The sequence below is a fragment of the Pseudarthrobacter sp. NIBRBAC000502772 genome (assembly GCF_006517235.1).
Taxonomy (GTDB): Bacteria; Actinomycetota; Actinomycetes; order Actinomycetales; family Micrococcaceae; genus Arthrobacter.
In genome coordinates this window covers 1,089,228-1,110,110 of sequence record NZ_CP041188.1, presented here as the reverse complement: position 1 = coordinate 1,110,110, position 20,883 = coordinate 1,089,228, and the positions used below count along the sequence as shown (strand labels likewise).

The 20,883-nt window shown below is 65.7% G+C and carries 21 protein-coding genes, 1 tRNA gene and 1 other RNA gene; 13 read left to right on the top strand and 10 right to left on the bottom strand.

Annotated elements, in window-relative coordinates; genetic code table 11:
• Positions 1 to 120 precede the first annotated feature (120 nt).
• The gene (locus NIBR502772_RS05240; RefSeq protein ID WP_141139355.1) at positions 121 to 762 is read left to right on the top strand and encodes a TetR/AcrR family transcriptional regulator; all 642 of its coding nucleotides are present in this window, start codon (positions 121 to 123) and stop codon (positions 760 to 762) included.
• Positions 763 to 840: 78 nt separating this feature from the next.
• Here NIBR502772_RS05240 and NIBR502772_RS05235 read toward each other — a convergent pair whose 3' ends face one another.
• Complete coding sequence (locus NIBR502772_RS05235; RefSeq protein ID WP_104062683.1) at positions 841 to 1,506, bottom strand: LytR C-terminal domain-containing protein; 666 nt, start codon at positions 1,504 to 1,506, stop codon at positions 841 to 843.
• A complete protein-coding gene (locus NIBR502772_RS05230; protein WP_058930154.1) occupies positions 1,499 to 1,798 on the bottom strand; it encodes a type II toxin-antitoxin system VapB family antitoxin in 300 nt (99 codons plus the stop codon). Before NIBR502772_RS05230 ends, NIBR502772_RS05235 begins: the two co-directional genes overlap by 8 nt.
• Before the next feature lie 149 nt (positions 1,799 to 1,947).
• Here NIBR502772_RS05230 and NIBR502772_RS05225 point away from each other — a divergent pair, with 149 nt between their 5' ends.
• Both NIBR502772_RS05225 and NIBR502772_RS05220 read left to right on the top strand, forming a co-directional pair.
• The gene (locus tag NIBR502772_RS05225) at positions 1,948 to 2,877 is read left to right on the top strand and encodes a hypothetical protein (RefSeq protein ID WP_141139354.1); all 930 of its coding nucleotides are present in this window, start codon (positions 1,948 to 1,950) and stop codon (positions 2,875 to 2,877) included.
• Positions 2,878 to 3,159: 282 nt separating this feature from the next.
• On the top strand, positions 3,160 to 4,575 hold the full coding sequence (locus tag NIBR502772_RS05220; RefSeq protein WP_141141945.1) for a stealth family protein: 1,416 nt from the start codon (positions 3,160 to 3,162) through the stop codon (positions 4,573 to 4,575).
• An 81-nt stretch (positions 4,576 to 4,656) separates the two neighbouring features.
• On the opposite strand, the gene NIBR502772_RS05215 is transcribed toward NIBR502772_RS05220, so the two are convergent.
• The 3 genes from NIBR502772_RS05215 to NIBR502772_RS05205 all read right to left on the bottom strand — a co-directional run bounded on the left by NIBR502772_RS05215 (position 4,657) and on the right by NIBR502772_RS05205 (position 7,688).
• Positions 4,657 to 5,589: a phosphodiesterase gene (locus tag NIBR502772_RS05215; protein ID WP_141139353.1), complete on the bottom strand. Its 933-nt coding sequence runs from the start codon at positions 5,587 to 5,589 to the stop codon at positions 4,657 to 4,659.
• A gap of 122 nt (positions 5,590 to 5,711) precedes the next feature.
• Complete coding sequence (locus NIBR502772_RS05210; protein ID WP_141139352.1) at positions 5,712 to 6,239, bottom strand: glutathione peroxidase; 528 nt, start codon at positions 6,237 to 6,239, stop codon at positions 5,712 to 5,714.
• A gap of 81 nt (positions 6,240 to 6,320) precedes the next feature.
• Complete coding sequence (locus tag NIBR502772_RS05205) at positions 6,321 to 7,688, bottom strand: M23 family metallopeptidase (RefSeq protein ID WP_246848700.1); 1,368 nt, start codon at positions 7,686 to 7,688, stop codon at positions 6,321 to 6,323.
• A gap of 165 nt (positions 7,689 to 7,853) precedes the next feature.
• On the opposite strand from NIBR502772_RS05205, the gene NIBR502772_RS05200 reads away from it, so the two are divergent.
• Complete coding sequence (locus NIBR502772_RS05200) at positions 7,854 to 8,864, top strand: oxygenase MpaB family protein (protein WP_141139351.1); 1,011 nt, start codon at positions 7,854 to 7,856, stop codon at positions 8,862 to 8,864.
• Here the strand turns inward: NIBR502772_RS05200 and NIBR502772_RS05195 are convergent.
• Positions 8,843 to 8,930 (bottom strand) — tRNA-Ser (locus tag NIBR502772_RS05195). The two genes, NIBR502772_RS05200 and NIBR502772_RS05195, sit on opposite strands and share 22 nt — an antisense overlap.
• Positions 8,931 to 9,241: 311 nt before the next feature.
• Here NIBR502772_RS05195 and NIBR502772_RS05190 point away from each other — a divergent pair.
• From NIBR502772_RS05190 to recR, 4 genes are all read left to right on the top strand, one after another.
• Positions 9,242 to 9,568 carry a hypothetical protein gene (locus tag NIBR502772_RS05190; protein ID WP_141139350.1) on the top strand — a complete coding sequence of 109 codons (327 nt, stop codon included), beginning with the start codon at positions 9,242 to 9,244 and terminating at the stop codon, positions 9,566 to 9,568.
• Between the two features lie 88 nt (positions 9,569 to 9,656).
• An RNA gene (gene ffs / locus NIBR502772_RS05185) (signal recognition particle sRNA small type) lies at positions 9,657 to 9,753 on the top strand.
• 125 nt (positions 9,754 to 9,878) lie between these two features.
• Positions 9,879 to 13,232, top strand: a complete 3,354-nt coding sequence (locus NIBR502772_RS05180) for a DNA polymerase III subunit gamma and tau (RefSeq protein WP_371706866.1) — start codon at positions 9,879 to 9,881, stop codon at positions 13,230 to 13,232.
• 63 nt (positions 13,233 to 13,295) lie between these two features.
• Entirely contained in the window at positions 13,296 to 13,895 is a 600-nt protein-coding gene (recR, locus tag NIBR502772_RS05175; protein WP_056348564.1) for a recombination mediator RecR, read from the top strand.
• Positions 13,896 to 14,029: 134 nt separating this feature from the next.
• Here recR and NIBR502772_RS05170 read toward each other — a convergent pair whose 3' ends face one another.
• On the bottom strand, positions 14,030 to 15,181 hold the full coding sequence (locus tag NIBR502772_RS05170) for an ABC transporter permease (protein WP_141139348.1): 1,152 nt from the start codon (positions 15,179 to 15,181) through the stop codon (positions 14,030 to 14,032).
• Positions 15,178 to 16,149, bottom strand: a complete 972-nt coding sequence (locus NIBR502772_RS05165) for an ABC transporter ATP-binding protein (protein WP_141139347.1) — start codon at positions 16,147 to 16,149, stop codon at positions 15,178 to 15,180. Before NIBR502772_RS05165 ends, NIBR502772_RS05170 begins: the two co-directional genes overlap by 4 nt.
• A gap of 216 nt (positions 16,150 to 16,365) precedes the next feature.
• On the opposite strand from NIBR502772_RS05165, the gene NIBR502772_RS05160 reads away from it, so the two are divergent.
• A complete protein-coding gene (locus NIBR502772_RS05160; protein ID WP_058930163.1) occupies positions 16,366 to 17,724 on the top strand; it encodes an aspartate kinase in 1,359 nt (452 codons plus the stop codon).
• A gap of 89 nt (positions 17,725 to 17,813) precedes the next feature.
• Here the strand turns inward: NIBR502772_RS05160 and NIBR502772_RS05155 are convergent, their stop codons facing one another.
• Both NIBR502772_RS05155 and NIBR502772_RS05150 read right to left on the bottom strand, forming a co-directional pair.
• Entirely contained in the window at positions 17,814 to 18,029 is a 216-nt protein-coding gene (locus NIBR502772_RS05155) for a hypothetical protein (RefSeq protein WP_141139346.1), read from the bottom strand.
• A 132-nt stretch (positions 18,030 to 18,161) separates the two neighbouring features.
• Positions 18,162 to 18,404 carry a hypothetical protein gene (locus NIBR502772_RS05150; RefSeq protein WP_141139345.1) on the bottom strand — a complete coding sequence of 81 codons (243 nt, stop codon included), beginning with the start codon at positions 18,402 to 18,404 and terminating at the stop codon, positions 18,162 to 18,164.
• A gap of 81 nt (positions 18,405 to 18,485) precedes the next feature.
• On the opposite strand from NIBR502772_RS05150, the gene NIBR502772_RS05145 reads away from it, so the two are divergent.
• Genes NIBR502772_RS05145 through NIBR502772_RS05130 form a run of 4 tightly spaced genes read left to right on the top strand, consistent with a single transcriptional unit; the run spans position 18,486 to position 20,844 of the window.
• Positions 18,486 to 18,968 (top strand): MarR family winged helix-turn-helix transcriptional regulator, encoded by a 483-nt coding sequence (locus NIBR502772_RS05145; RefSeq protein WP_141139344.1) that lies wholly within the window; start codon positions 18,486 to 18,488, stop codon positions 18,966 to 18,968.
• A gap of 40 nt (positions 18,969 to 19,008) precedes the next feature.
• Positions 19,009 to 19,584: an SSI family serine proteinase inhibitor gene (locus NIBR502772_RS05140; RefSeq protein WP_141139343.1), complete on the top strand. Its 576-nt coding sequence runs from the start codon at positions 19,009 to 19,011 to the stop codon at positions 19,582 to 19,584.
• The gene (locus NIBR502772_RS05135) at positions 19,562 to 20,494 is read left to right on the top strand and encodes a 3-methyladenine DNA glycosylase (protein ID WP_210412390.1); all 933 of its coding nucleotides are present in this window, start codon (positions 19,562 to 19,564) and stop codon (positions 20,492 to 20,494) included. Before NIBR502772_RS05140 ends, NIBR502772_RS05135 begins: the two co-directional genes overlap by 23 nt.
• The gene (locus NIBR502772_RS05130) at positions 20,491 to 20,844 is read left to right on the top strand and encodes a serine protease inhibitor (RefSeq protein WP_141139341.1); all 354 of its coding nucleotides are present in this window, start codon (positions 20,491 to 20,493) and stop codon (positions 20,842 to 20,844) included. Before NIBR502772_RS05135 ends, NIBR502772_RS05130 begins: the two co-directional genes overlap by 4 nt.
• Positions 20,845 to 20,883 lie beyond the last annotated feature (39 nt).

The following is a 20,883-nucleotide window of genomic DNA, read 5'->3' as shown; positions in this document are numbered from 1 at the left end:
GGCTCTGTCTGACGCGGCCCGCTGAGTTTTTGTCCAGATAATCCACCCAGCGGCCACCAAAAGCGGGTTTATCTGGACGAAGACTCCGGGTTTACTGACACATCGCGGTAAAGTGTCCGCATGCCCAGGATTTCGGCGGCCAACAACGCCGCGCAACGCGCCGAGACGCAACGCCGGGTCCTGACAGCGTTCGGGGAGCTCCTGTTCACCCACGGCCTGCCCGGACTGACCATGACTGACGTCGCCCGGCATGCCGGGGTGGGGCGGACCGCGGTGTACAACTACTACGCCGACATCGAAGAACTGCTGATCTCCTACGCCCTGGACGAGACCGAGCGCTTCCTCGCCGAACTCCGGGAGTCACTGAGCAAGCTCGAGAACCCCGTCGAACGGCTGGCCCTGTACGTGCGCACCCAGGTGGAGGACCTCAGCCGCCGCCATCTCCCGCCCGGACCGGCGATGGCGGCGGTGCTGTCGCCGTCGTCCTTTGCGAAACTGGCCGACCACGTAGGTGAACTCAGCGTCCTGCTGCAGGGCATCCTCCGGGACGGCATGGCACAGGGATACCTGCCGCAAGCGGACATTGGCCAGCAGGCGCAGCTCATCCACGGCACACTCTCCTCCAGCGCCGCACGCGGCAGCAACGAGCCCGCAGAACTTGAGGCCAGGATCGCCCGGACCGTGCGGTTCATCCAGCTCGGCGCCGGAGCAAGGTTCGACGACGACGGCGCACCCCTGCGCGTCAGCCTCCCCTTGCCGTAAACCCCTGCGTTGCTCTATCACTTCCGGTCGTCATCCGCCTGGTTTAGCGACCAGACGTGATAGAGCAACGGCAACAGGTCAGGGGCCGGCCGTCGGAATAACCGGCCACTTGGCATCGTCTGCGATCCGCCGGCTTTCCCGCGGGCAGCTGAGCGTCCCGGGCGTCTGGTCTACCCGGTCCGCGGCGGCCAGCTCCTTGAAATCGCTGGAAATAATCACGTCAACGCTGGCGTCCGTCCGGCCGTCCTGGAAGTAGTCGGAGCCGGGCAGGTTCCGTTGGACGCTGAAGGCCGCAGACTGCCCGGCAGCCCCTGAAACCACCGCAGCCACACCGCGGAAGCCGGCATCCGTGTTGGCCACGGCACCCACCACAAACTTCCGGACCAGCAACTCATCCGCCACAGAGCGAGCCAGACCGGGGCGGCTGGTGGAGTTGTAGACGTTGAGGTTGATTTTGTCGTTGGGGGTGTAGTCAAAGGTGGCCCCGGGACAGGTGGTCCGGGGCTCATCGCTGCCCGCCGTCGTCGGAAGCTTCAGCTGTCCGCTCATGATGGCCAACGCAACGATGATGGCGCCGGCAATGAGGCCCAGCAGCAATACCAGGACCACTCCATGCACCACGCGGCGGCGCACCCGCACCGGGTTGTCGGGGTCGCCGGCAGCCTCAAACGTGGCCCGCAGTTCGGGGCCGGTGACCACGTGGTGGCCATGCAGGACGCTGGCGTCCTTGGGTTTCCTAGCCATCTATGACCAGCACGCGGGCGTGGATGGCGGTCCGCTGGTGCAGCGCTGTCCGGACGGCGCGGTGCAGCCCGTCCTCCAGGTACAGGGTTCCCTGGTACTGCACCACGTGCGGGAAGAGGTCTCCAAAAAAGGTGGAGTCTTCGGCCAGGAGCGCTTCGAGGTCGAGCGTCCGTTTGGTCGTCACCAGTTCATCCAGGCGGACAGGTCGCGGCGGCAGCGACGCCCACTGTTTGGGCGTGTTGAAACCATGGTCGGGATACGGGCGTCCCTCGCCCACAGCTTTGAAGATCACTATGCCACCCTAGGCAGCTTGGGGGCCCAAGAGAAGTGTCCGGCCCGCAGCATCCTAAGGTTGTAGCCAAACAGTGACCATCTGTCACATGCCGTGGACATTGCGCCGCCGGCGCAGGATCAGAGGCCCGTGGCTGACACAATGGAGCCATGACCGCACCCGAATTCCCTGCCAGCACCGCGCCCGGCGTCCGCCTGCCGTCCACCCCGCCCCTCGCCCTCCTGCTCGACGTTGACGGACCCGTGGCCAGCCCCGTGACCCGGGACGTGAAACCCGGCATCATTGCCGATCTGGTGGCGCTGGCCACTGCCGGAATTCCGGTCATTTTCAATACCGGCCGCTCCGATACCTTCATCCGCGAGCAGGTCATGGAGCCGATGATCGCCGCCGGCATTCCCGCTGGGACAGTCATCCACGCCATTTGCGAGAAGGGCGCCGTGTGGTTCAGCTACACCGCCGCCGGGCCCGGCCCCATCCACGTGGATCACGAACTGGCCGTGCCCAAGGCCTACGGCGATGACGTCCGCCGGCTCGTAGCCGAGGACTACTCCAGGCACATGTTTTTTGACGAGACGAAACGTGCCATGGTGTCCGTTGAGCAGCACATCGAGGTGCCCTCCGCCGACTACTTGGCCGAACAGAAGCTTTTCGACTCCGACGCCATGGACCTCATGACCCGCCACGGCATGGGCGTGGTCCGCCTGGAGCACCACGCACCGAATTCCGACGACGAGGTGGACTACCGCGTCGATCCCACCATCATTTCCACCGATATTGAGTCAGTGCGGCTCGGTAAAGACCTCGGCGCCAGCCGCGCCGTGGAGTTGCTGGCGGCACAGGGCATCACGCCGCTGGCGTGGCGGACGGTAGGTGATTCCCGCACGGACTACGCCATGGCGGACTGGCTCCACCACAATGACCACCCCGTAAAACACGTTGATGTCCGCCCGGCGGACGGCGTTCCGGTCAAGCCTTATGACGTGTTGACCGCCACCGATCTCGGGCTTGGGGAGGATGTCATTCACGACGACGCCGGCGGAGCTTACCTGCGCAGCTGGCGGGAGGCCATGGTCGGCTGAGCCCGTCCCCGGCCGGCGGCGCCCGTTTGAGGCCTGCCATTTTGGGGGTCGCGCTATTATTCAGATAAGAACGCTTACCATTTAGCCGCGACGGAGACAACCATTACAGAAGCACCTGTCCAGGACGAGATCTACTACGGCGGCCAGGCGTCCGTAGAACCGCGCACCCATGCGGAGGTGACATCTCCGGCTGCTGAGGCCCGGCTCAAGCACCGGCCGGACGTCGTCCGGCACAAGGGCAGGTATGCCCTGATAAACCACAACCGGACGCCGTACCAGGCCATGGTTGAGGACCTGCTGTTCCTGCGGGGCGTCCTCGCGGAGGCCGGACTGGACTACCTTTTGGTGCGCGGCAACAACGACCGTCCGGTCATCGCCCTGGACTGGAAAGACCGCAAGAAGCTGCGGGCGGCCTTGGTGGAGGCCTGCCGCAACGAGCCCGTGTACTCCATGACCGTGGACGCGAAAAAGAAGTCCTCCGTGCTGGTTGCCGACGGGGATCTCTCCCCCAACCGTCAGGCCCGCATCTTCCGCCTCTACCGTCCGCGGGTTGAACCCGATGGCGGTTTCGAGTTCGGTTCCTCCGCCGGCGTCCAGATTGAGCTCTGGAGCTTTGAAGGCGATCAGCTGATCCTCCCGATCGAAAACTCCCTGACCCGCCGCACCATGCAGTCCCAGGACGCTGTCCGCGGGACGGTTGAACGGTACGGCCACACCTGGCCCACCATCGAGAACATGTTCGCCGACCATGCCAGCGACATCAGCTTCGACATCGACCTGGTGTTTTCGTGGGTTGACGGCAGCTCTCCCGAATACATCGCGGCCCGCCGTGCCCAGCAGCAGGGTGTGGTTCTGGGCGAAGGCGACGACCACGAAGCCCGCTTCCGGCAGATCAACGAACTCAAATACGCCCTGCGCTCCGTCTACATGTTCGCGCCCTGGATCCGCCGCATCTTTATCGCCACGGACTCCCCCGCCCCGGAGTGGCTCGCGGAGCACCCGTCGGTGACCATTGTCCGCAGCGATGAGTTTTTCGCCGATCCCGCAGTGCTGCCCACGCACAATTCGCAGGCAGTGGAATGCCAGCTCCACCACATCGAGGGCCTCTCCGAGCACTTCCTCTACTCGAATGACGACATGTTCTTCGGCCGCTCGGTGGGCCCGGACATGTTCTTCACCCCGGGGGGCGTCACGAAGTTCATCGAGGCCGAGACACGGATCGGGCTGGGCGACAACGATGCCGAGCGCAGTGGTTTCGAGAACGCCGCCCGCGTGAACCGCAAGCTGCTCTGGAACCGGTTCGGTCGGATCACCACGCGGCACCTGGAGCACACCGCCGCCCCGCTGCGGCGCAGCGTTGTGGCCAGGATGGAGCGTGAGTTCCCGGAGGAGTTCCAGAAGACGGCGGCGAGCAGGTTCCGCGCCGCGGACAACATCTCGGTCACGAACTCCTTCTACCACTACTACGCGCTGCTGACAGGCCGTGCGGTCACGCAGACCGCAGCCAAGGTGCGGTACGTGGACACCACCGCCCGCGCCGGGCTGAACACCCTGCCCAAGCTGCTGGCCAAGCGGAACATGGACTTCTTCTGCCTCAACGACGGCAGTTTCCCCGAAGTCCCCGCGGACGAGCGCGCCGAGCTCGTGACAGACTTCCTGGAGAAGTACTACCCCATCAAGGCGCCCTGGGAGCTCTGACGCTCATGGCCCTGACGCTGGCTGGGCCGGCGTTGGGAGCTCCGGCGTCGGGAGCTCTCCGACCCGCCGGGCTGTGTCAGGCTAGATAGCGTAGTTCGGAAGGGATACCTTCCTGACGCCTCCTGTTTTGGCGTTGTCAGGGATGCTGACACCCGCGGCGGCCAGTCGCTCAGCAGTCATTTCCGAGGTGACATGCTCCCCTACGGTGGCCGCGTTCCCCAGCGGAACCACGGAGTGGACAATGGTGTGCTCGTAGACGTGCACCAGGTTGAAGGCCTGCCCGCCGTCCCGGCCGCGGGTACCGCCGACGGCGACGTTGAGGTCCTGGGTGTAGCACGTGGCCGAGGCCACGGAGACAGGAATCCCCGCAAAGGTGGCGGTGGTCGAGTAGTGCAGATGCCCGGCCAGAATAGTCCGGACGTCGGAGTTGCGGACCACGGAGGCCAGGCTTGCCTGGTCCCGCAGTTCCACGAGCACGGCAAGGTCCAGGACCGACGGTACCGGCGGATGGTGGAGCGCCAGGATGGTGCCGTCGGGGGCCGGGGTATCCAGCTGGCGGGTGAGCCACCCCAGCTGGGCCGGGCTTAGCTCGCCGTGGTGGTAACCCGGGACCGACGTGTCCATGGTGATGATGCGCAGGCCGTTGATGAAGTAGCTGCGGTCCACCGGTGCGTCACTGGCAGGCTCGTCCAGCAGCCCGGTCCGGAAGTTGGCGCGGTTGTCGTGGTTGCCCATGGCCCAGATGACTTGGGCGCCCATGTCTTCGCAGGCGGGATCAACAATTGCCCGGAGCTTTGCATAGGCCTGAGGGTCGCCTTGGTCGGCGAGGTCACCCGTGAAGATCACGGCCTCGGGCCGGGCACCGGAAGCCCTGACCTCGTCGAAAAGCTGAATGAGCTTGGCTTCGCTGTCAACTGCGCCGTAAAGGGGATCCGGACCTCCCAACAGGTGGGGGTCGCTCAGGTGGAGAAGGAAGTGGCGTGGCCGGGGGTGTTCGGCCTCGATGTGCTTCATTGCTGCCTCTGTGGTTGGTGGGAAACGGCGTTTCCCTTCTACCCTTCAGTAACTATTATCCAATCAGATAATTGGCAAACTGTGGGTAAATTGTTGCGGCCAAGTTGGAAAAAACTAAAGAATTAAGCCTTGGAAAGTTCGATTGTGGCCGCCGGTCCGTCAAATTCTGCCAGTGCCATTTCAATTGCGTCGATGACCTCGGCGGAGTCCGGTTCGACGGTGGGTGCGAAGCGTGCCACCACCTCGCCCTCGCGGTTGACCAGGAACTTCTCGAAGTTCCATTTCACCAGGCCAGGCAGCACACTGGTTTTGAACCTTGTCAGCTCGGCATAGAGCGGATGCTGGTCCTTACCACGCACGTTGGCCTTGGCCGTCAGCGGGAAAGTGACACCGAAATTCCGCTCGCAGAACTCGGCGATCTCGCTGTCGTTGCCTGGCTCCTGGCCGGCGAACTGGTTGCACGGAACTCCGAGCACATCGAAGCCGCGGTCGCGGAACTTTTCGTATAGCGTCTCCAGGCCCGCGTACTGCGGAGTGAAACCGCACTCTGACGCCACGTTCACCACCAGCACCACGTTGCCCTTGAACCGGCCAAAGTCGGTTTCGGTGCCGTCGTTGAGAGTGAGGGGAATGGTGTACAGGTCTGTCACAGCGCCGTCCTTGAAAGGTTGGTCATGCAGGTGATTCGTTGCCAACCATCAAGGGTACGGGTACAGTCTGGGAGTTCTCTGTCAGGGTCCCGCCGGCTCGGACCCTGTTGCGGTGTCGGTAGGCGTGGCGGTGGTTGTAGCTGTCGTAGAAGACGAGGGCGAGGGCGACGCTGTTGCGGCTGAGGACCCGCTACTCGTTGTTGCTGTCGGCTCCACCGTTGGCGCCGGCGTCGGCGTCAGGCGCGAGGTAGGCCTGAACGGCCACGACCTGGAAACAGTGGGCGTCGGAGACGGCGACGCGCTCGTCGTCGGCGCAGGCGAAGTGCCCGTGGGGGCAGGTGAGGTGCCCGTGGGGGTGGGTGACGTCGTCGTCGGCGTGGCGCTTGAGGTTCCAGTCGGCGTCCGCGTTGCCCGGGGCGTGGAAGGCGTTGGGGAGGGCAATGCCGTCGAAGTGGCTGTTTCCGTCGCTGTTTCAGTCGCAGTCGTGTCCGGAGATGCGGATTCAGGCGAGGTAGCGTCCGACGACGGCTCTTCCGTGGGTGCCTCGTCCGGCGGTTCCGACGTTGTCACTGATCCCTCCACCGGCGGCGGTTCGGACAGTTCCTCTTCGCCGCCAAGGACCGTGTGGCTGTTGTCCTCGGCAACCGGGATGGCCCAGCGTTGCGCGCCGACGTCCACGGGTTTGGCCTCATAGCTGACCATGGCTATGTCCTCGAGTTCGTCCAACTGCCGAATGCGCAGAAGTGTCCAGTTCAGCGGGCTGGTGTGCTTGCCGTTGAGGATGGTTTCGAAATGCAGATGGCAGCCGGTGGACCATCCCGTGGTGCCCACACGGGCAATGACCTGGCCCACCTGCACGGAGTCCCCCGTCCGGACCGCCACAGCCTCCAAGTGGTTGTACGTGGTGATCAGCCCGTTGCCGTGGTCTAGTTCCACGCGGTTGCCGCCGCCCCAGGGATGCCACCCGGCGGCCCGGACCACGCCTGCGTCGGCCGAATAAACCCTGGTGCCGCAGCCTGCAGCGAAGTCCTGGCCCAGGTGGAAATCGCCGCCCGCACCGGTGATAGGACTGACCCTGTACCCGAATGGAGAGCTTGACGTGAGGAGCTCAAGGGGCGCCATGAGGGACCCCTCCGGGGGACGGGTGAGCCCGGCAGCGGCCACGTCGAGCGGAGCGCTCCCGCCTTTGGCGATCGTCCTGACCAGTGTGCGGTTAAACGGAACCAAGGCCCGGCTGTCCGTCAGGAAAGCACCGGCCAGCCCAGGCAGGCCAACATGTCCGGCACCCGCCGGCGAAGCTGCCGGGCGGGGTTCAACGGGGAAGGATCCAGGGAGGCCGACGGCGAAGAGTGACGCGGCAACAACGGCGCTGGCGGCCAGCACGCGCACGGCTATGGCGCAGCCGCCCGCGGGCTCCTTCTCCCGGCCGGATCCCCGATGATTGCCCACTCGTTACTCCCGGGTTGGCCCGCCAGACCCCGGTTCCAGACGGACTTACCATCTCATGGGACCACAAAGACCCGGGCCTGTGAACCCCCGCGCCGGTCCCGCTGCGGACATTATGTGGTTCACCCCTCAGAACCGTGCCCGCGGCTTCTGGACGAGAATAGTGGCATGCGAAATTTCCTCAGGGAATGGCAGGGCGAAATCAAACGGGTATTCACCGGCAGCACTGACGGTCAGCCCGCTTGGGTTTCGCGGCTGGCCGAAGGGGACGACGCCGGCTATCACCTTCCCGGCTCGGCCGTCTGGGCGGTGCACGGCTCCATGGCTACCATTGTGGCTGGGGTCCGCGCGCTCCTGATGCAGGCCTTGCACCCAGGGGCACTGGCGGGAATCCACGAGCACTCCGACTTCCGCGCAGATCCGCTCAGCCGGCTGGCCCGGACCATCCGCTGGATCTTCACCGTCACCTATGGCCCACAGGCCGCCGCCGACGAGGCCTCCGCCCGGGTCCGTCGCCTGCATGAGCCTGTACAGGGGACCTACAGTGACGGGCACGGCGGCGAGCGGAGCTACTCGGCCAACGATCCGGAACTCGCCCGCTGGGTCCACATCGCGTTCGTGGACGCCTTCCTCTCGGCCCACAAAATCTGGGGTGCCGGGATCCCCGGCGGCCCCGACGCCTATGTCCGCGAGTGGGCCCAGGCCGGACGGCTGATGGGCGTGGTGGATCTGCCCCTGAGCGAGGCCGAAATGCGGGAGCAACTGGACCGCTGGTATAACAACGGTGAGCTGGTGGCGGACAGCAGGGTTGCCGAGACCGTTGAGTTCATCCGCAACCCGCCACTGCATCCGCTGCTGCGCCCCGGCTACCGGATCATCTTCGCCGGCGCCGTCTACAGCCTTGAGCCGAAGTACCGCCGCATGCTGGGGCTCCAGGTCCCCCGGCTGGGGCCGTTCCCGCTCCCCGTGAGGCTGGCAACGAAGGTGGCTCTCGGCGTCGTACATCTGGCCCTTGGACGCGGGCCGGGACCCAGCGAACAAGCGGCCCGGGAGCGCCTCCGCCGCCTGGGCTGGGCAGCTGGGCTCCCAGCCATGGGTCAACGGGCTGGAGAACAGCAAAAACCCGGCCCTGACGAGGTCAGAACCGGGTTTCTGGCTGGCGGAGAATGGGGGATTTGAACCCCCGAGGGCGTTAACCCAACACGCGTTCCAGGCGTGCGCCATAGGCCGCTAGGCGAATTCTCCAGCTGCTTTCGAATCAAAAGCAGATACTAGACTACCTGAACATTCCGGCATCGCCCAATTGGGCCGGCGGACTGTTACCGCACGCGGCAATCCGGGCTCCAGCTGGCCCGTCAAGGTAAAAATGGACGCCCCCAATGCGCCCATTCCTCCGATACACCGTTGAGCTGCCGGGTCCGGCCCTCCAGCCAGGCCCCGCAGCTCACAACCTTGAGATTGCCCCAATCGGTGTACATATCCATGATCGGCCCTACCCGCCGGATAAGCAATGAAAATCGCTGCCCATTAGCCTGCCTTCTTGGCAGGATGAGGCCATGACACAGCTGCACGCCCTGGTGGTTTACGTTCCGGAGACACACACGGAGCCGCTGCTCGCGGCAATCGGGGACGCCGGCGCGGGCAGGATCGGGAACTATTCGCACTGCACGTTCACCTCCCCCGGCACCGGGCGCTTCACTCCGTTGCCTGGTGCCGGGCCGTTCATCGGGGCCGTCGGTGCGGTCGAACGCGTGCCGGAAACCCGGGTGGAGTGCGTTGTGGAGGAAGAGATGCTCGACGCCGTTGTGCTGGCCCTGCGCGCGGCGCACCCTTACGAGGAGCCCGCATTCATGACCTGGCCGGTGGACGGCTGGCGACGCTAGCTGGCGTCCGGGCCTTTGAACCCGCTTTCGCCTTTGCGCCAGCTTTCGCGGCCGTCCGGACCTTCCTGAATCTTCGGGTAAACTTGTCTGCGGCCCCTCATGTGGCGTCATCCTGTTGAACTCCCCCAGGACCGGAAGGTAGCAAGGGTAAACGGGCTCTGGCGGGTGCATGGGGGGTCTTACTATTCCCCCACAGGGCGGCCGTCCGCGAGGGATCCTGATTGTCTGCCCGGATTGGTAGGGTTTTCTCGTGACTGTTACTACCACCGCCCTTTACCGTAGATACCGCCCGGACTCCTTCGCTGACGTTATCGGGCAGGAACATGTCACCGAGCCGCTGATGACGGCACTGCGGAAAAACCGCGTCAACCACGCCTATCTCTTCTCCGGCCCACGCGGTTGCGGAAAGACCACCTCCGCCCGCATCCTGGCCCGCTGCCTCAACTGCGCCCAAGGCCCCACGGATACGCCCTGCGGTACGTGCCCCAGCTGCATTGAACTGGCCCGCGGCGGCTCAGGCTCCCTGGATGTCATCGAGATCGACGCCGCCAGCCATGGTGGCGTGGACGACGCCAGGGACCTCCGCGAGCGCGCAACGTACGCTCCGGTCCGCGACCGCTACAAGATCTTCATCATCGATGAGGCCCACATGGTCACCTCGGCCGGGTTCAACGCCCTGCTGAAAATCGTTGAAGAACCGCCAGAACATATCAAGTTCATCTTCGCCACAACGGAGCCGGACAAGGTCATCGGCACCATCCGCTCCCGCACGCACCACTACCCGTTCCGGCTTGTCCCGCCGGAGCCGCTGATGGCGTACCTGGAGCTGCTCTGCAACCAGGAAAACGTTCCCGTGGCTCCCGGCGTTCTGTCCCTGGTGGTCCGGGCCGGCGGCGGCTCCGTCCGCGATTCCCTGTCTGTGCTGGACCAGCTGATGGCCGGCGCCGGACCCAACGGCCTCGACTACGAACTTGCCGTAGCCCTCCTCGGCTACACCCACGCATCGTTGCTGGATGACGTGGTGGAAGCTGTGGCCGCCTCAGATGCCGCCACCGTTTTCCGGGCTGTGGACCGCGTTGTGCAGACCGGCCACGATCCCCGCCGCTTCGTCGAGGACCTGCTGGAACGCTTCCGCGACCTCGTCATCGTCCAGGCCATGCCCGAAAGTGCCCAGGTCATCCTCCGCGGCATGCCTGCGGACCAGATCGCCCGGCTCCAGAACCAGGCGCACAACCTCGGGGCTTCCGAACTCTCCCGCGCCGCTGATGTCACCAACACTGCGCTGACCGAGATGACCGGCGCCACTTCTCCGCGCCTGCACCTTGAGCTTCTTTGCGCCCGCATCCTGCTCCCCAGTTCGGAACAGACGGAACGCGGCATTGCTGCGCGGATCGACCGCGTGGAGCGGCGCCTGAATTACGCCGGGAACGACGTCGGCGCTCCCGCTCCGGCTGGTGCTGCGGTTTCGGGTGGACCCGCTGCGGTTTCCGCGGTGCCGGCAGCGGCAATGCCGGCTCCTGCTGCACCTGTTTCCGTACCAGCAGCTTCCGCGCCAGCTCCTGCTGCACCCGTTTCCGTACAACCAGTTTCTGCGCCAGCCGTTTCTGAGGCGCCCGCTGCGGCACTTCCGATTGCTGCGGTTCCGGCCGCAGCACAGCAAGTTGCTGCGGCGCCGGTTGCTGCGCAGCAGCCTTCAGGGCCAGCGGCTGCCGGTCCAGGGTCGGCCCGGCCACCGGCAACCGGAGCCGAACAGACCAGGCCGTCGCTGACGCCGCCCAGGGTCAGCACCAACGACTGGCCGGTCGACGAGTCCACAGGCAGGCGGCCCGCGCCCACACCGCAGGCATCCGGTCAGGCCACCCGAGAGACCGGGGAAGACGCCCCCCGCGCAGTTTCCCCGGCCACCCCGTCTGCAGGCACCGGCGCTGACACGGCTCCTGCCACCGCTGCACCTGCCCCGGCTGCGCCCGCTTCGGTTGGCCATGCCCCTGCCACTGCTGCACCGGCCGGTGCGACAGGAACTGGCGCGGCAAGAACTGGGGCGGCCGGGACAGGCGACGTCGAAGTCCTGCGCCGTGCCTGGCCGGAAGTTCTGCAGACACTCTCCAAGATCAAGCGCAGCACGTGGGCCCTGGTTGAGCCGAACGCCCAGGTGGGTGCCTTTGACGGCCAGGTCCTGACACTGTCGTTCAGCACTACCGGGTTGGCTGGCGCCTTCGGCCGGGCTGATCACGCTGAAAACCTGCGGCAGGCGATCCACAAAACAGTGGGCATCGACTGCCAGATCACCGCAGTCGCGGGTGGCGCCAACAGGGCAGCGAGCGCTGAGCCAAACCCAAAAGCTCCCACTAGTCCGGAAGCCAGCCCGGAAGCTCCGGCCAGTTCAGCCGACGTCGCGTGGGGCCTGGCTCCTGCCAGCGCCGTTTCCACGCCTGAGGTCCTGGCCACCGCGCCGGCACCTTCGCCAGCCCCCTCCCCCGCGACGCGTGCTCCCGAACCGGGCGTGCCTCCTGCCACTGCTGCACCTGCGCCGACTGCAGGCGCGGCAGCTATTGCAGAAACTGTCCAGCACACCGGCGACGTCAGCGCGTCGGCAGCCACTGAAGCCGCCCAGGTACCAGCCGCCCAAGGAGAGTCGGTACCAGCTGAGCCGCTTGCCACCGCCGGTTCGTATGCCTACTCCGATGACGACTGGGGTCCCCCGCGCGACGAAGATGCTCCGCCACTGGACGAGGAACCACCCATGGACTGGGATCCCTCGGCTGCGGCTACCCCACGACTGTCGCCTTCACAGCCTGAGCCTTCAGCGGCCGCACCCGCCAAGCGGCCCGCTCGAGGTGCTTCAAAGGCCGCAGCTGCAAAGACGTCCCCATCTAGCAGGTCCTCCGGTGCGGCATCGGCCGCTCCTTCACAACCCGATCCGGCACTGGATCCGTGGGGCCGGGCCGTCGAGCAGGCGCCGGGCGTATGGGTGGTTGGCACCGAGCCCAATGTTGGCAAAAGCCTGAACACGCCCGTCCCGGAAGAGGCCACGGAAACCGCTCCTGCGCCCAGCTACGAGCCCGCCACCGCCCAGGTCCCCAAGACGTCAGCTGTCGTGAGCCAGTCCGATGCCGACGCCAGCTGGGGTTTGCCGCCCGTAGCCCCCACCGCAACCACCGAAATCCCCGCACCATTTTCAGCCGCACAACATTCAGCTGCACCGCAGAGCTCCGCGCCAGAGACCCCCGCACTACAAGGCCCCGCACCAGAATCCGCGGCGCCCAACAACCCGGCGTCAGCCAGCCAAGCCCCGGCAGCTCCGGCAGTCCCGCCAGCGGAAGCAGCCGTTCCCGAACCGGCTGAAGTTCGTGAGTACGCCATGGCATCGACTGCTCCCGCTGCCGCACCCCTGCAACCGGCACCGGCGACGTCCGAGTCCGCTGCTGCCGCCCGGCAGAGTCTTTACCAGCGCCTGTCCAACAGCCCCGAGGCCGAAGCCGGGCGTGCCAAGGCGCCGGCCAGGGCTGCCGCCGCAACCTACGTCCAGGACATACCGAGCGCGGATGATGAAACCATTGAGGAATCCGGTGTCTTTGGACGCGCCGCCGTCGAGCGTATTCTGGGCGGGAAGCTGATCGAGGAGCGGTCCCCGGACGGAAGCCCCATCGTTGCGAGGTTCTAGGCACCTGGCGCACGTACTCCCGCAACTCCATTCACCACCCAAGCCAAGCCAAAAGAGGAAAACGTGTACGAAGGTGCAGTCCAGGAGCTGATCGACGAGCTCGGACGGCTTCCCGGTGTCGGTCCCAAATCCGCCCAGCGGCTTGCCTTCCACATCCTCGAAGCGGACCCGCAGGACATGAAGCGACTCGTGGAAGCCATCACCATGGTGAAGGAACGCGTGAAGTTCTGCACGGTATGCGGCAACGTCACCGAGCAGGAACTGTGCAACATCTGCCGGGATCCCCGGCGCGACCCGTCAGTCATTTGTGTAGTGGAGGAGTCTAAGGACGTCCTCGCCGTGGAGCGCACCCGGTCCTTCCGCGGCCGCTATCACGTGCTGGGCGGAGCCATCAACCCCATTGCCGGCGTTGGGCCCGAACAACTGCGGATCCGGGAACTCCTGACACGGCTGAACGACGGCGCCATCCAGGAAGTCATTATCGCCACCGACCCCAACCTCGAAGGCGAAGCAACGGCCACGTACCTGGCCAGGATGCTGAAGACAATCGGCATCGTGGTGACCCGTCTGGCCTCCGGGCTGCCTGTGGGCGGCGATCTTGAGTACGCCGACGAGGTCACCCTCGGGCGTGCATTCGAAGGCCGCCGCAACGCCCTGACCTGAGCGGACCTGCCCCTGACCTGGTCAGGCCGACAGGCTAAGGCAACAGGCTAAGGAAGACCGGCGACCCGGCCTGGCCCAGCCCGGCCCGGCCTGGGTTCAGGGGGCCGGGCTGAGCCGTCGTCGGGCACACCGGCTTAGGCGATGCGGGTTCCGCGTGCCAGCCTGTGTGCCGGGGTGCGCAGCGAGCGCCAGCCCAGCCACATCAGCAGCCCGGCAAGCAGCAGCTGCAGGCCGAGCCCCAGCGGCCACAGGGGAGTGGACTGTGCCAGGTACTGCGGCTTGGCCTCCCCGTTGGCGCAGGGGTAGGTGCCCTCCGGACCGGCCATGGCGTAGCGTGCACCCTGGCTGATGGACTCGATGGCCCCCACCGGCGACGACATTCCGAGGCCACTGTTGACTCGGACCGTGTAGGGGATGGCATCGGCCACCACCACGTAAGGGTTCATGGCCAGCATCCACGCCACCCTTTCGGTGCGAACTGCTGGCTGGGCACGCAGCGGTCCGGAGCAGGTGTACTCCGGTTCCTGCGGCGCCGTTTCGTCGGGTACCGACCGCAGCGGTTCAACATTGCGGTACTGCGCCTGGTTGGCCATAACGGTGCCCTGCGAGAGCCCGGTGCCCAGGCCGAAGGCAATCAGGGAACCGAAAACCAGCCCGGCCACGGCAAGGTACGTGACCACAATCGAGAACAGCGGGCGCCCCGCCAGCGCGGAAATTCCGACGCCGATGGCACACACCACGCCCACCTCAACCGCCAGCATCAGCAGGGCCACGATGACGTGGCCGGGCGTCATGCCGCCGAGGGCCACTCCGATGACCAGGAACGGCGTGCTGGCAACCAGGAAGGCCAGGGCGGCGGCCCACGCGGCGAAGAACTTGCCCCACAGGATCTGTCCGGGACGGAGCAGGGTCACCTGCAGGATGGCCAGGGTCCCGCCGGCGCGGTCGCCGTTGACGGCATTGGCAGACAGTGCGGGCGCCACCAGCAGTGCGAAGAGGAGGACAAAGGCCAGGACCACTTCGAAGATCATGGACCCCGGACCGGTGTCGGGCGGCATAAAGCTCGAGTAGGCCCGTTGGGCTTCGCGCTGGGCGTTCCAGCTGGCCCACGTCAGCCAGGTCACCAGGCCCGTCAGGATGAACCAGATGGCCAGCATGATGTACCAGCCGCGGGACCGGAGCCGCTGCTTGAGTTCCAGGACCACCACATCCCGGATGCCGGCAAGGTAGCCGGCAACAATGCCGGAAGCCGGCGGGCGCTGCGTTGGTTCTGTCAGCTGGCTCATCGCCGCTCCCCCTCAAGGTTCATGTAAGTCTCTTCCAGGGCACCCGAAGCGGGGGCAAAGGAGCTGACCCCGACGCCGGCCAGCACCAGGTCGCGCAGGAGGCTGGCGGCGTCGTCGTCGTTCAGCAACACCAGGCTGATGGCCGGCCGGCGGCCGTCCTCAACCCGGAACGCCAGGCCCAAGTCCGTGAGTTTGGCGGCGAGCGCTGCGCCGTCGGTTGCCGAGATGGCGTAGCGCCTGCCGGAGGCGGCAGCCGCGTCCGTGGTCTGGTGCCGGACCGTCCTCCCGCGGTTGACGAACACCGCTGCGTCCGCAATTTCGTCCAGCTCGCTGAGCACGTGGGAGGAGACAACGATGGACTTCCCCTCCGCCGCAAGCTGCCGCAGCATCACGCGCAGCTCCACCCGCGATCCCGGGTCCAGGCCCGACGCCGGCTCATCGAGCAGCAGCACGGACGGATCGTGTATCAGTGCGCGGGCCAGGCTGAGGCGCTGCTGCTGCCCCCGGGACAGTACACGGGCCGGCTGGTCTGCAAGGTCACTCAGGCGGACCCGGTCCAGCATCCCTGTGACGCGCTGCGGGATTCCGGCCTTGGGCAGCCGGTAGAAACGGGCTATCTGGGTGAGGATCTCACGGGCGGTCAGGGACTCCCACACGCCCAGGGTGTCCGGCATCCAGCCAATCCTTTTCCGCACTTCCGCGCGGTGGTGCTGCGGATCCAGCCCGTCCACCGTGACAGTGCCGGAATCCGGCGCCAGCAGTGAAGCCAGCATGAGCAACAGCGTGGTTTTGCCGGCACCGTTGGGGCCGATCAGTGCGGTGACTTTTCCCGCCGGAGCATGGAAATCCATGTGCTCGACGGCGTGCACCTGCCCGAAGCTGCGGCTCACCGCGGTGGCGCTGATGCCGTCCTGGCGCGGGCTTTCCGGCTGGGCCGGAATGCCTATTCTGTCCCAGTTTTCTGTCATGTCCCGAGCACCTGTCCCCCAAAGCCGTTCATGCATACTGACTATATGAGCCTACGCCTGAGCCGACGGGCGCAGTATCCGCCGGAAGGCTGAGATTTGGACACAATTCCGCGTCCGGCCACAGGCGGCGATAAACTGGGCTGACACGTCACGCCGTCCAGCAGCAAGGCCGTGCCTGACCTCCAGAACTCCGATTGATCCAGTGAAGGTACGCGCATGAGTACGCCCACTTCCGAAGTGCACACAGCAACGCAGCCACAGGAGTTGCCCGAAGGCACTGCCGTGACCAAACAGCTGATTGTGCAGAAGTTCGGCGGCTCCTCCGTGTCGGATGCCGAGGGCGTCAAGCGCGTCGCAAAGCGAGTGGTCGACGCGCAGCGGGCCGGCAACGAAGTGGTGGTGGTCGTTTCCGCCATGGGCGACACCACCGACGAACTGCTGGACCTCGCCGCCCAGGTGACAGATTCCGCCCCTGCCCGCGAGATGGACATGCTCCTCTCGGCCGGTGAGCGCATCTCCATGGCCCTGCTCGCCATGGCCATCAACAAGTTCGGCGCCTCAGCACAGTCCTTCACCGGCTCCCAGGCCGGCATGATCACGGACGGCATCCACGGCAAGGCGCGCATTATCGACGTCGATCCGCACCGCATCCGCACGGCCCTGGACAAGGGGCACATCGCGATCGTCGCCGGCTTCCAGGGCATGAGCCGGAGCACCAACGAGATCACCACCTTGGGCCGCGGCGGCTCGGACACCACCGCCGTCGCGCTTGCGGCCGCACTCGACGCCGATGTCTGCGAGATCTACACGGACGTTGACGGCATCTATACCGCGGACCCTCGCGTGGTGCCTTCCGCCCAGAAAATCGATACCATCTCCAGCGAGGAAATGCTGGAACTCGCGGCGTCCGGTGCGAAGATCCTGCACCTGCGCTGCGTTGAATATGCGCGCCGGTTCGGTGTGCCGTTGCATGTCCGGTCCTCATTCAGCCAGAACGAAGGCACCTGGGTCATCCCCAGCGCCGAAGACAAGATCACCACTCAAGAGGGAGTTGCCTTGGAGCAGCCAATCATCTCCGGCGTTGCACACGACCGTTCCGAAGCCAAGGTCACTGTGGTGGGTGTCCCGGACATCCCCGGCAAGGCTGCCGCGATCTTCCAGGTCATTGCCGACGCCCACTCGAACATCGACATGATCGTGCAGAACGTTTCCACGCACGGCACGGGCCGGACGGATATTTCCTTCACGCTCCCCATCGTCGAAGGCGCGGAGGCCCTGGAAGCGCTCAAGGCCGCACAGCCGGACATCGGGTTCGAGAACATCGAATACAACGAACAGATCGGCAAACTGTCCCTGATCGGGGCCGGCATGCGGTCACACCCGGGCGTCTCCGCGACGTTCTTCAAGGCCCTGTCCGACGCCGGGATCAACATCAACATGATCTCCACCTCGGAAATCCGGATCTCCGTGGTGACGCACGCCGATCTCCTCGATGACGCCGTCCGGGCAATCCACAAGGCCTTCGACCTGGACAGCGAGGACGAGGCAACGGTCTACGGCGGCACCGGGCGCTAGCTCTCAGCCCTGCCACACCATAAAAGGATGTTCTGGGGGCCGGTTCTGCCGGCCACCAGAACATTTTCTTTTTGGCCAAAGCGGACAGCTCAGCCCTGTTTGTCCAATTCTTCGCGGCGCACGGCGTAGTGATGACCTTCGGAATCGGTTTCCACCACGAAGTGGGAAAGGTCCTCGTTAGAGGCCTGCTCGAACTCATCATGCTTGTGGACCACGGGCGAATCCGTGTCCAGACGCGTTGCCGGCCCGAAGACAAAGCGGAGCCTGTCAGTCGCGTGCATAAAACCGGTGAGCGCATGTCCCATTGTTTCCACCCCCCTTCCCGCGTTGCGGGCGAAAGAGCCACTGCCTCCTTGTGGAGTCAGTGCCCTTATTTTACGCCCGCCGCCCGAAAATTGGTCTGGTGAGGTTGGGCATGGCGGGGAGGCCGGAGAGGGTCAGCGGAGGGACTGGTCGTCCGGGTTCCTGGGCACAACATAGGTGCTGCCGTCCGGGCGGGTGACCGTTTCCCATTGCTGGGTTTCCCGCTCGCGCTGAACCAGGAGTGCCCGGTTCTCTTCGGTCATGTCATGCACCAGGGAACTGCGGTTGGCCGGGCCGAAAATCGCCCTGAGCTTGCCGGTTGCGCGCATGAACCGCTGGGATGCGCTGCCCTTGTCGCCTGACTTGCCTTTGCCCATGAAAGTGACCCCTTCGATAGAACCCCATTACCCGCTCCAGTGTACGCTAACAATTAGTGCACTAACTATTGGAGGAATGTTATGGCGGTACGGGCCGGCGCCGCGCGGCAGCAGGACGATGACCTCCTCTTGGAGCAACAGCTCTGTTTTGCCCTTACCGTGGCATCCAGAAGCGTGGTGGGCGCCTACAAGCCCGTCCTCGAAAAGCTCGGACTCACCCACCCTCAGTATCTTGTGATGCTGTGCCTGTGGGAATCAGCACCCCGCACCCTGCGCAGCATCAGTGAGGCCCTGGCGCAGGCCCCGGCCACCATCTCACCGCTTCTTCGGCGGCTGGAGGAGGCTGGCTTTGTCACCCGCCAGCGGGTGGACGGAAACGAACGCACCCTTGCCGTGGGCCTGACCCCGGCCGGCGCCGCGCTGCGTCAGCAGGCCATTGCCGTCCCGGGCACCATGATGGAACGCCTGGGCCTGACCCGTGAGCAGGTGGGGGCGCTGCACAAATCCATGATGGGGCTCATAGCCGCCTCCGCCGGATCCAACGGGCAACCCGTCGGGGAGTAAATGCGGCAAGGCGTAAAATGGCAGCAACCTAGGAGGGTCCATGCGTTTGCGAACAGTACGGCCATTGCTGGCGGTCCTCGCCATTGCCGGGCTCGCCGCCTGTACGGGCACGCCTGACGGGACCGGGACTTCATCCGCCAGCCCCACAGCTAGCCCCACGACCAGTTCCTCCGCCAGCCCGGACACTTCCGGGTCCCCCGCTCCGGACACCGAGACCACCGTCCCTGCGCCGTCACCTTCCGCACCCCCGGCCCCGACGGCAGGCACCGGCGCCGGCAACGCCGAGCTTGCCATCATGGTCAGGCCCTCTCCCACTGAAGCGGCAGTGAACTACACGCTGGTCTGCCGCGGCGGCCTCCCCACGGCTGAGAGCAAGCACCCCAGGCCGGAGGCTGCGTGCGCTGCCCTCAAGAACAACGCTGCGCTCCTCAGCCCGGCCCCCAGGAGCAAAGACGTGGCCTGCACCGAACAATACGGCGGCCCGCAGACCGCCACGGTCACCGGGATTGTGGACGATACCCCCGTGGATGCCACGTTCGCGCGCACCAACGGCTGCGAAATCGGTGCCTGGAACGCAGCCCAGGACGTCCTGGGTGCCAGCGGTGGAGCAACGTAGCCTGCTGACGGCCGACGCCTGGCGTGCCCGCGAGGAAGCGCACGCCCAACGCGTCCGCCGTTACTCGGATCCCTACCTTGCCCGCCGCTCGGCAGGTCGGAAGCACCCGGTGGAGGACTTTCTTTTCACTTACTACACCCAGAAGCCTGGCCAGCTGCTGCGCTGGCACCCGGGAGCCGGCGTCGTACTGACCGCTGAAGCGGCGTCCGCCCGCATGGGCTGGAAGCACTACCAAACGCTCGACGACGGCGAACTCGCCTCCCTTGGGCTGCCGCTAGGAACCCCTGCCGTGACTTTTGACCGTGCCCGGTTCCTGGCCGACCGGCACGAGGCTGTGGCCTTCGCGGACATCATTCTTCGCGGCACCGCTGCCCGGCCCGCGCAGTTCGGCTGCTTCGGGCTGCACGAATGGGCCATGGTCTACCGACAGGACAAATTCGACCTGCGCCATGAATACCTGCAACTGAGGCTGGGTTCGGCCGGCACGGACAAAGTGGTGGAGGACAACCGGATCCGGTGCTCACACTTCGACGCCTTCCGCTTCTACACGCCCGACGCGATTGCACTGAACGAACTGGCGCCCAGCCGCGAAAACCAGCGGCATATGGAACAGCCGGGCTGCCTGCACGCCAACATGGATCTCTACAAGTGGGCGTACAAACTGCTGCCCGCGCTTCCCAGCGAACTGGTCATGGATTGCTTCGAACTGTCCTGGCGGATCCGGGCCATGGACATGCAGGCCTCCCCCTACGACCTCGCGGAGTGGGGTTACCCGCCCATTCGGATCGAAACCGCGGAAGGCAAAGCGGCCTACGTTGAGCATCAGCGCGCCTTCGCCGGTGAGGCTGCTGCGCTCCGAGGGCGCCTGGCGCAGGCCTTGGCACCGCTTCGAACTGCGGGGACGGTATGAAGGACCTCGAGCTGACCATCAGGGTCACGGAAGACCCCGGCTCCCCCGAGTACGAGTTCCGGCTCATTGTCCGCGATGGCCGCCCTGCTGACGGTTGCACCGTGCCCGATCCCGCAGCAGCGTTGTCAGCGATGGAACGCTTCGGTGAGGACATTTTCTTTCCTAAACCGGGCCCCCCGAAACTCTGCACGCAGCAATACGGCGGTCCGCAGGTGGCCGTTGTGACCGGCTCCATCAACGGCCGTCCCGTCAGTGTGACTTTCCGGCGAACCGATGGCTGTGAAATCTCCCGCTGGCGCGCCATGGCTCCCCTGCTCGGCGGGACAGCTGGTTCCCGCGGCGAAATCTGACCATCGGCGGCAGCATCCGCAAAACGGGAACGCCGCCGG

Coding starts and splice junctions, on each gene's coding strand:
- NIBR502772_RS05200 (WP_141139351.1), top strand. CDS start 7,854: ATGCGAAATTTCCTCAGGGAATGGCAGGGCGAAATCAAACGGGTATTC.
- NIBR502772_RS05220 (WP_141141945.1), top strand. CDS start 3,160: ATGGTTGAGGACCTGCTGTTCCTGCGGGGCGTCCTCGCGGAGGCCGGA.
- NIBR502772_RS05160 (WP_058930163.1), top strand. CDS start 16,366: ATGAGTACGCCCACTTCCGAAGTGCACACAGCAACGCAGCCACAGGAG.
- NIBR502772_RS05225 (WP_141139354.1), top strand. CDS start 1,948: ATGACCGCACCCGAATTCCCTGCCAGCACCGCGCCCGGCGTCCGCCTG.
- NIBR502772_RS05215 (WP_141139353.1), bottom strand. CDS start 5,589: ATGAAGCACATCGAGGCCGAACACCCCCGGCCACGCCACTTCCTTCTC.
- NIBR502772_RS05165 (WP_141139347.1), bottom strand. CDS start 16,149: ATGACAGAAAACTGGGACAGAATAGGCATTCCGGCCCAGCCGGAAAGC.
- NIBR502772_RS05130 (WP_141139341.1), top strand. CDS start 20,491: ATGAAGGACCTCGAGCTGACCATCAGGGTCACGGAAGACCCCGGCTCC.
- NIBR502772_RS05140 (WP_141139343.1), top strand. CDS start 19,009: ATGCGTTTGCGAACAGTACGGCCATTGCTGGCGGTCCTCGCCATTGCC.
- NIBR502772_RS05155 (WP_141139346.1), bottom strand. CDS start 18,029: ATGGGACATGCGCTCACCGGTTTTATGCACGCGACTGACAGGCTCCGC.
- NIBR502772_RS05240 (WP_141139355.1), top strand. CDS start 121: ATGCCCAGGATTTCGGCGGCCAACAACGCCGCGCAACGCGCCGAGACG.
- NIBR502772_RS05235 (WP_104062683.1), bottom strand. CDS start 1,506: ATGGCTAGGAAACCCAAGGACGCCAGCGTCCTGCATGGCCACCACGTG.
- NIBR502772_RS05150 (WP_141139345.1), bottom strand. CDS start 18,404: ATGGGCAAAGGCAAGTCAGGCGACAAGGGCAGCGCATCCCAGCGGTTC.
- NIBR502772_RS05145 (WP_141139344.1), top strand. CDS start 18,486: ATGGCGGTACGGGCCGGCGCCGCGCGGCAGCAGGACGATGACCTCCTC.
- NIBR502772_RS05190 (WP_141139350.1), top strand. CDS start 9,242: ATGACACAGCTGCACGCCCTGGTGGTTTACGTTCCGGAGACACACACG.
- NIBR502772_RS05170 (WP_141139348.1), bottom strand. CDS start 15,181: ATGAGCCAGCTGACAGAACCAACGCAGCGCCCGCCGGCTTCCGGCATT.